At 69.1% G+C, this 3,664-nt stretch carries 5 protein-coding genes; 3 read left to right on the forward strand and 2 right to left on the reverse strand.

Annotation, left to right across the window (positions count from 1 at the left end):
• A partial coding sequence (locus VF468_01920) for a class I SAM-dependent methyltransferase (GenBank protein ID HEX5877077.1) occupies window positions 1-386 on the reverse strand: 386 nt, incomplete at its 3' end.
• Between the two features lie 74 nt (window positions 387-460).
• On the opposite strand from VF468_01920, the gene VF468_01925 reads away from it, so the two are divergent.
• The 3 genes from VF468_01925 (at window position 461) to VF468_01935 (ending at window position 2,516) form a co-directional block, all read left to right on the forward strand.
• Window positions 461-1,330 carry a transposase gene (locus VF468_01925; protein ID HEX5877078.1) on the forward strand — a complete coding sequence of 290 codons (870 nt, stop codon included), beginning with the start codon at window positions 461-463 and terminating at the stop codon, window positions 1,328-1,330.
• Window positions 1,331-1,342: 12 nt separating this feature from the next.
• A protein-coding gene (locus VF468_01930; protein HEX5877079.1) for an IS5 family transposase occupies window positions 1,343-2,160 on the forward strand; the annotation gives its coding sequence in 2 pieces (ribosomal slippage) (window positions 1,343-1,694 and window positions 1,694-2,160; 819 coding nt in all).
• A complete protein-coding gene (locus VF468_01935; GenBank protein ID HEX5877080.1) occupies window positions 2,160-2,516 on the forward strand; it encodes a DUF3024 domain-containing protein in 357 nt (118 codons plus the stop codon). The genes VF468_01930 and VF468_01935 overlap by 1 nt, the downstream gene beginning before the upstream one ends.
• A 749-nt stretch (window positions 2,517-3,265) precedes the next feature.
• On the opposite strand, the gene VF468_01940 is transcribed toward VF468_01935, so the two are convergent.
• Window positions 3,266-3,613: an iron-sulfur cluster assembly accessory protein gene (locus VF468_01940; GenBank protein HEX5877081.1), complete on the reverse strand. Its 348-nt coding sequence runs from the start codon at window positions 3,611-3,613 to the stop codon at window positions 3,266-3,268.
• Window positions 3,614-3,664: the final 51 nt, after the last annotated feature.

Here is a 3,664-nt window from a genome sequence, read left to right on the forward strand (position 1 = left end):
CAGGTGGCGAGGGTCGCCGGTGGGTCGGGAAGGTGGCTGAGCAGCAGGCGGCAGGAGAGCAGGTCGGCCGGCGGGCACGGGAACGGGGCCCGGGTCACGTCGTGGACGGCGAAGGACATCCCCGGCGGCGCGTCCGCGGCGGCCAGGGCGACGAACGAGGCCGGCTGGTCGAGGCCGAGGGCGCGGCGCGGACCCAGGACCGAGGCCAGCAGGCGGGTGGTGTGGCCGGTGCCGCAGCCCAGGTCGACGGCCAGGCCGGGCTGGCGGCCGGCGAAGCGGGCCAGGAACGGGTGGCTGGCCGGCGCGAAGAGGTCGGCCAGCAGCCCCAGCCGCCGCGCCGCCGGCGCGGAGTCGCCGAAGGCGTAGCCGCCCACGGCGCTCGTCATGACCGGCTCGTTAGCCGGTCCAGCCGTGCAAACCTCGGCTTGATTGTCGCTTCCTCCATATAGGCTCCTCTGTTATGCGGCACACCACATTCCGTTTCGCGCTGGACCCGACGCCCGCTCAAGCGGGAATGCTGGCTCGTCATGCGGGCGCCTCCCGCTTTGCGTACAACCAGTGCCTGCGATTGGTTACCGACGCGCTCCAGAAAAAGGCTGGCGACCCAACGATAGCCGTGCCATGGTCTGGGTTCGATCTGATCAACACATTCAATGCCTGGAAGCGAAGCGAGGCCGCTGGACGCAGCTTCCTCGCTGCTCCCGACGGAATAATCACCAAGCAGGCTACCGGCCTGGTATGGCGACACGAGGTATCTGCACAGGTCTTTGAGGAAGCCGCCGTCGACCTTGGTCGTGCCTTGGCGGCCTACGAACAGGGTCGGGCTGGCAAGGCCAAAGCACGGAAGGTCGGCTTCCCGAGGCGCAAACGCAAAGGTCGCTGCCGCGAGAGCTTCCGACTCCGCAATAAGGCGGGCAGCGGCGGCGCCTGCTCGATCCGGGTCGGGGACGGCCATCCCCGCTCCGTGACCCTGCCCAGGATCGGCATGGTTCGTGTACATGACGACACCCGTCGGCTGCGGCGACTGCTTCGTCCCGACTCTAGAGACGATCCTGAGACCGAAAGGTCGGTGGTGGCGCCGCGGGCTAGGATCCTGTTCGCGACCTGTCGTCGGCATGGCGCTGGCTGGTTCATCAGCCTCAATATCGACGCGCCTGATTTCCACCCTCAGCGCCGTCACCCATCCCGCCCTGGCGACGACCATGGTGGGTTTGTCGGGGTGGACCGTGGCCTTTCCGCTTTCGCCGTGGCGGCCACCGCCACCGGAACAGAGGTTGGCCGCTTCACGGCACCTAAGAGCCGGTTTCAATACCGGCTTGGGTCTGTGTGAGGATCTCGGCCCATGACCGTTGAGGAGCTTGTTCCCGATGGATTGTGGGCCGAGATCGCGCCGCTGCTGCCGGCTCCGCCGCCTCGCCCCAGGGGTGGCCGCCGGCGGGTGCCCTACCGCAACGTGGTCGCGGGGATCGTCTATGTGCTGCGGACCGGGGTGCCCTGGCGGTACGTCCCCGCCCGGGAGCTGGGCTGTGGCAGCGGGGTGACCTGTTGGCGGCGGCTGGTGGAGTGGCAGCAGGCCGGGGTGTGGGAGCTGCTGCACGCTCGGCTGTTGGAGCGCGCCAATGCCGCGGGTGGGCTGGACTGGTCGGCGGCCAGCGCCGACAGCACCAGCGTGCGGGCCAAGCGTGGGGGGAACTGATCGGCGCCAATCCCACCGATCGCGGCAAGCCGGGCTCCAAGTACCACCTGATCGTGGACGGCGCTGGGCTGCCGTTGGCCGCGCTGGTGTCGGCGGCCAACACCCATGACTCGCGGCTGCTGGTGGCGTTGGTGGACCGGGTCGGGCCGGTGCGAGGACGGATCGGCCGGCCACGGCGGCGTCCTGAGCGGCTGTACGCCGACAAGGCCTACGACTTCTCACGCTGCCGACAGGCGCTGCGGGCGCGTGGCATCACCGCTCGGATCGCCCACCGTGGGATGGAGTCCAGCAGGCGGCTGGGTCGCCAGCGCTGGAAGGTGGAGCGGACCATCGCCTGGCTGCTGGAGCATCGCCGCCTCCAGGTCCGCTATGAGCGGCTGGCCGTGGTCCTGGAGGGGTTGTTGCAGCTGGCCTGTGCGCTGATGTGCTGGCGAACCCTCCGCACGATCAAGGAAGGAGTGTGATGGCTGGGGCCGCCGTCCCCGAGCTGCACCTGTACCAGATCAGCCGCTGGTGCCAGCAACGAGTGCCCGCCCAGGTGCGGGACCAGGTCCAGGTCGAGCACCGGGTGCGGGGGCGCACCGTGACCATCGTGGAGCGACGCCCACCCTGGCGGCCCGGGCTAGGACCGGAGTGGACGACCATGGCGATCGCCCAGCTGCGCTATGCCCCGCCCCCACCGGCAGGGGGTCGCTGGCGGCTGTACTGGGCCGACCGCAACCGCCGCTGGCATCTGATGGACGACGTGCCCGCGGCTGCCACCCCAGTCCCGCTGCTAGCCGAACTCGACGCCGACCCGACCGGGATCTTCTGGGGCTGACCCGGCCAGCATCATCGACATCCGCCCGCTCACAACACCAGTACTGAAACCAGCTCTAAGCCGCTCCAGCGCAGCATGCGGAGCCTGAGGAAGCAGTCGCGTGCGGTATCGCGCACTCAGCTCCGATCCTCCAACCACACCAAGGCGATCCGGCGGCTGTCCCGAGAGCACGCTCACATCGCCAACGTGCGCCGGAGCTTTCTGCACGAGGTCTCCAGCCAGCTCGTCAAGACCCACGATCGGCTTTGCGTGGAAGACCTCGCCGTCGCCAACCTGCTCGGCAACCGACCGCTTGCCCGCGCCATCAGTGACGCCGCCTGGACCGAACTAGCCCGGCAACTCAGCTACAAAGCGGTTTGGTATGGCGCTGAGCTGGTCGTCTGTGACCGTTGGGTTCCATCCACCAAGACCTGCTCACGGTGTGGGCGGGTCGGACCTCCAATGGAGCTGGGCAAGCGGGTATTCAGCTGCCACGGCTGCGGACTGGTTGTAGATCGAGACTGCAATGCGGCCGCCAACCTCGCCGCCTGGGCCGAGGCTGCCAGTATGGCCACATCTCAGGCCCCGGACCGCCAAGCGGGCGGCCGGGTCACCAACGCCTCTGGAGGGGAGGGCGCTGGCCATCGCGGCAGCGATGGTGAAACCAGCCCCAGAGAAGGAGGAACCGACACGCTCGCCCTCGCGGCGTGCCATCGGACGCCCGAGAAGGGCGCTGCCGGACGACCTCGTGTCGAGGAGCCCGACAGGCTTTAGTGGAACGACTCGCCGCAGGCGCAGGAGCCGGCGGCGTTGGGGTTGTCGATCGTGAAGCCGGACTTCTCGAGGGTGTCGAGGTAGTCGATGGAGGCGCCGCTGAGGTAGGGGGCGCTCATCTTGTCGGTCACGACGGCCACGCCGTTGACCTCGCCGCGGACGTCGCCGTCCAGGGAGCGGTCGTCGAAGAACAGGGCGTAGCGGAGCCCGGAGCAGCCGCCCGGCTCGACGGCGACACGCAGGGCGAGGTCGTCACGGCCCTCACGGGCCAGCAGGTCACGGACCTTGGTCGCGGCAGCCTCGCTGAGCGCGACAACCGATCCTGCCTGGGTCACCTCGGACATCCATGCTCCTTTCGCGTTGTCATGCCAGGACGCCGGCGTGGCTGGCGTCCT

The organism is Actinomycetota bacterium (assembly GCA_036280995.1).
In the GTDB taxonomy this organism is placed as follows: Bacteria; Actinomycetota; CALGFH01; order CALGFH01; family CALGFH01; genus CALGFH01.

Excerpts from the sequence above, each read along its gene's own strand:
- VF468_01925 (HEX5877078.1), top strand. The coding sequence starts at position 461 with ATGCGGCACACCACATTCCGTTTCGCGCTGGACCCGACGCCCGCTCAA.
- VF468_01935 (HEX5877080.1), top strand. The coding sequence starts at position 2,160 with ATGGCTGGGGCCGCCGTCCCCGAGCTGCACCTGTACCAGATCAGCCGC.
- VF468_01940 (HEX5877081.1), bottom strand. The coding sequence starts at position 3,613 with ATGTCCGAGGTGACCCAGGCAGGATCGGTTGTCGCGCTCAGCGAGGCT.